This window comes from Hansschlegelia beijingensis (assembly GCF_045505405.1).
Lineage (GTDB): Bacteria > Pseudomonadota > Alphaproteobacteria > Rhizobiales > Methylopilaceae > Methylopila > Methylopila beijingensis_A.
Genome location: NZ_JBJKEX010000291.1, coordinates 1 through 3,911, shown reverse-complemented (window position 1 = coordinate 3,911; position 3,911 = coordinate 1). Strand labels below are relative to the sequence as shown.

The window sequence follows — 3,911 nt, the reverse complement described above, 5'->3', positions numbered from 1 at the left end:
GGGCGACGGCGGGGCGGCGAGATCGCGCGCCGACGCCGCGCCCGCTCCGGCGAGCAGACCCATCAGGATGGCGGGCGCGAAGCGGGCGAGCGCGCTCAATGCTGATGCGCCTCGAAGCCGAAGCCGAAATGCGCGTGGTAATGCGCGATCTGCCACTGTCCTGCTTCCTCGCGAAGTACGTAGGTCGTGAGCACGCTGTGAAAGTGCTGGATCTCGTCGGGCTTCGCCTTGAAGGCGATGTGGAACTGGCTGAGCTCCGTGACCCATGCGACCGAGCCGGACTGCTCCACGACGATCTGCAGCGGCTCGATCGTCAGCGCCTGGACCTCGCCGAAGGTCTTCTTCCAGCTCGCGATGACGTTCTCCGGTCCGAAGAACGGCACGGGCGCCGTCGGCTGCAGGGCGGTGACGCTCTTCTGCGGGGAGAACAGCTCGAACATCGCCCCGAGATCGAGCGCCGAGAACGCGGTGGTGAAGCGCTCATGGAGCTTCCACACCGGGTCGTCCGGGCGCTCGATCGGCGGCGGCGCGAGGATGATCGTCGCGGGATCGTCGGTCATCGTCCGGAAGCCCGGGAAGTGCCCGTGATAGTGCGCGAGCCGCCATTCGCCGTTCTGGCGCTTGTAGACCTCCGTGGTGAACATGCGGTCCAGCAGCACGAACTGTCCGGTCTGGGTCTGGACCGCCTCGTAGCGCACGGCGCTGACGAACCACGCGACGTCGCCCTCGCGGGCGCTGCGCAGCAGCCTCGCGTCCACCTTGACGTTGCGGTTGTGCGCGAAGGTGCGCCGGAAGCTCTCCTGCACGTTGCCCCAGCCGACCGAGAGCGTCGCCGAGGCGGGGAACACCGCCGAGATCCTGTCGTCGTCGCGCGCCCAGAGCTGGCTCATGCGCCAGAGGTCGCCGGCCTCATAGGCGCTCCAGAAGGTCTTGTGAGCGGCGATGAGAGCCGCGTCGTCCTGCGCGGCGGGCGTCCGGGGCGCTTCAGCGCCTGCGGGCGAGACGATCGCGCAGGCGAGCGCGAGGCAGCCCAGAAGGGCGGCCACAAGACGGAAACGCATCGGAACTCCCCGCCGAAAGGCGTCGTGAGGGGGCGGCCCGGAGGCCGCCCCGCATGGCGTCACTTGGACTTCAGCTCTTCTCAGGGCGCCGAAGTCTCGTGGAGGATCTTCTTGAAGGACTGGTAGGCGTAGTCGTAGGCCGCCGTCGCCTCGTCATAGTCCTCCGGCCGCCAGCCGTTGCGCTTCACCTCGTAGGCCTGGTGGAGCGCCCGGATCATCCATTCGACGCTCGCCTTCGACCCGCGGATCGGCTTCTTGTCCACAAGCACGAAGGCCGGGTTGGTGTGGCTCGCCCCGAGGATGCGCAGCGCGATCCAGCTGCTCTGCTCGATCGGGATGTTGAACTCGATCGGCCGGATCTCGCCGTCGGCGACGATCTGCTTGCTCGCCACCGGCTTGCCGTTGACCACGACCTCGAGCAGCACGTTGCGGGTGTCGCCGATGCGGGCGCGCTCGATGTGCCACCAGGGGATGTTGCGCCAGCTCACGCCCGTGACCGGAAGCTCCGAGATGCGCTGCTTCTTGGGCTCCGGCAGGGGGTGATAGACGGTCGCCTGGGTCTCCATCGGGTAGCTCGAGCCGAGCACCTCGATCGTCTCCGGCTCGTCCTGCAGCAGCGCCGTGACGTCGGCCGTGACGGTGACGGTGGAACCGGCCGGCAGCTTGATCTCGGCGCCGACCTTCCGCGACGGCAGGTTGCCGTTGACCTTGAAGTTCATCAGGTGGCTGCGGCCGTCGGAGACGTAGGAGTCGCCGGCGTCGATGGAGTCGAGGATGCCCTGATAGGTGACCGCCGCCTGCGGGTTGGGAATCTTGGCGTAGGAACGGCCGCGGCCGACATTCTCGCCGTTGATGCAGGGCCAGTCCGTCTCGCCCGCGATCTGCGCCCGGTAGCCGGCGTTGAGCGTGTGATACCAGATGTTCAGTTCGGAGATGAAGTTGGTGTTGCCGACGCCGAGCAGATCCGTCGCGCCATGCGCCACCGTCATGATGTATTCGTTGGCCCCGATGCTGTCCATCGGCGGCGTGATGTAGTTCGGCAGATCCGCCGACTGCACGTCGAGGCCGAAGCCGGAGTGCGTATAGCTCGACAGGGCGCCCTGCGACTGCATCCACTTGAGGACGGGGAGCGTGTAGCTCGGCCAGTCCTCGATCTTCTTCGTGCCCGGATAGTCGATGTCGCGGATGCCGTGGCCGGATGTGTGGCCGCCGGAGCTGCTCGGGAACTGCGAGACTTCGAGGTTGTGGGTGACGACGTTGTTCGGCGTCGAGATCGGGTCGGGCTGGCCGGTGAAGTACTTGGCCTTCTGGTAATACCAGTTCGGGCCCCAGATCAGGATGTCGGCGACATCGAGATCCTCGCCGGTCGAGTAGCGCAGCATGTCCTTCGGTTCGATGCCGTAGGTCGGGTCGTTGTAGTGCAGGCAGCCGGCGGTATGGACATGCTTGTCCAGGCTCTGGTAGCCGAGCGCCCGCGGATTGACCCAGCGCTTGTACTTGAAGGTCTCGGTCGAAGGCGCGTCGGCCTTGACCGTTATCGTCCGGGTGTACTTCTCGTATTGCGGGCCGCGGCCGGTCTCGACCGTGTATTCGCCGGCCGGAAGGTCCACGGTCTCGCCGTCATAGCGATAGATCTGGTTCTGGAAGAACAGGTCGGGGACGTAGCGCTTCGAGCGGTAGGGATAGACCCGGCCGAGCTTGTCGCGGATCGTGAAGCGGGCCGCGGTGGGCTGTCCGTTCTCGTCGAGCACGCGCAGCGTCACCGGCACCGCCTTGGCGACGTTGAAGCTGAACTGCGCCTCGCCGCGTATGCCGGGATTGCCGGGCGTGTAGGGCGCGGAGCCGGTGCCGCTCGAGCGCAGCGTCCCGACGTTGAAGGACATCGTCATGGACTTCAGGCCTTCGTCGCGGCTGTAGACCTGAAGGATCGCGTATTCGAGCGGGAAGCCGGACAGCGTCTTCTGCATCGGCGCGCCCTGGAACAGGCTGACGGCGGCCCAGCGGTCCTTGGTAGGCACGAAGGACAGGTCGCCGTGCTGCGGCCAGACGCCGGTCTGCTCCGGCTGCGGCGGCTGCTTGTACGGATAGCCGCCGCCCCAGGTGCCCCAGGTCACGCCGGTGTGGAACACATGCTCCAGCATGACGTCGGTGAACTGGTCGTCATAGACGCTGCGCTCCACCTGCATGCGGGTGAAGTCGTAGGGCATCGCCGCGTGCGGACTGTCGACGTCGAGGGCGTCGGTCGCGCCGGCGCGGTTCGAGATCTTGACCAGGAAGGTCGTCCAGCCGTCCTTGGTGAGGCCTTCGGTGGAGCCGGTCATCGGCAGCACCGTCACCTTGCGCAGCGGATCGATGTCGACGCGGGCGATGGCGTAGCGGTCGAGGATCTGCTGGATGGCCGCGACCGCCTGGTCGTCCGGCAGCTGGCCGGCCTTGTAGAGGGCGTCGCGGTCGGCGTCGGCGATCGGGCGCCCGACGAACGCCATGGCCTGCAGCAGGTGATCGACCTGGACCATCAGCGGCTGCTTTGAAATCCCGCTGACGATGGGCGACAGCGCGCTCGCGGACTGGAAGGGCTGCGCCAGCGCGATCTCGAACGCGGCCGGAGCGAACAGCAAGGGCGCCGCCACCAAGCCGACACACGTCACGCGCGACGCGGCAGCGCGCATCCCCGAAAACCCCGTGATCATTTCATCTCCTGTCAAAGCCCCCGAAACGCTGGCTCGCCCTCGCCTGCTGCACTGCAAAAGCAGAGTCCGTGCCACGCCGCGCCGGGCCTGAGCGAGAGCCCCGAGGACGTCCCGAACAACGCGCCGGAGATCCACGGCCGGCTGACGCGCAGCGTCATCG

2 protein-coding genes are annotated in these 3,911 nt (G+C 67.1%); both read right to left on the bottom strand.

The window, feature by feature from the left end:
• Nucleotides 1-95 precede the first annotated feature (95 nt).
• Nucleotides 96-1,061, bottom strand: a complete 966-nt coding sequence (locus ACIKT0_RS14505) for a nuclear transport factor 2 family protein (RefSeq protein ID WP_407106027.1) — start codon at nucleotides 1,059-1,061, stop codon at nucleotides 96-98.
• A gap of 80 nt (nucleotides 1,062-1,141) precedes the next feature.
• On the bottom strand, nucleotides 1,142-3,679 hold the full coding sequence (locus ACIKT0_RS14500) for a CehA/McbA family metallohydrolase (protein ID WP_407106026.1): 2,538 nt from the start codon (nucleotides 3,677-3,679) through the stop codon (nucleotides 1,142-1,144).
• Between the last annotated feature and the right edge of the window lie 232 nt (nucleotides 3,680-3,911).

What these genes read in the sequence shown, in the direction of transcription:
- ACIKT0_RS14505 (WP_407106027.1), bottom strand. Translation starts at nt 1,061, where the DNA reads ATGCGTTTCCGTCTTGTGGCCGCCCTTCTGGGCTGCCTCGCGCTCGCC.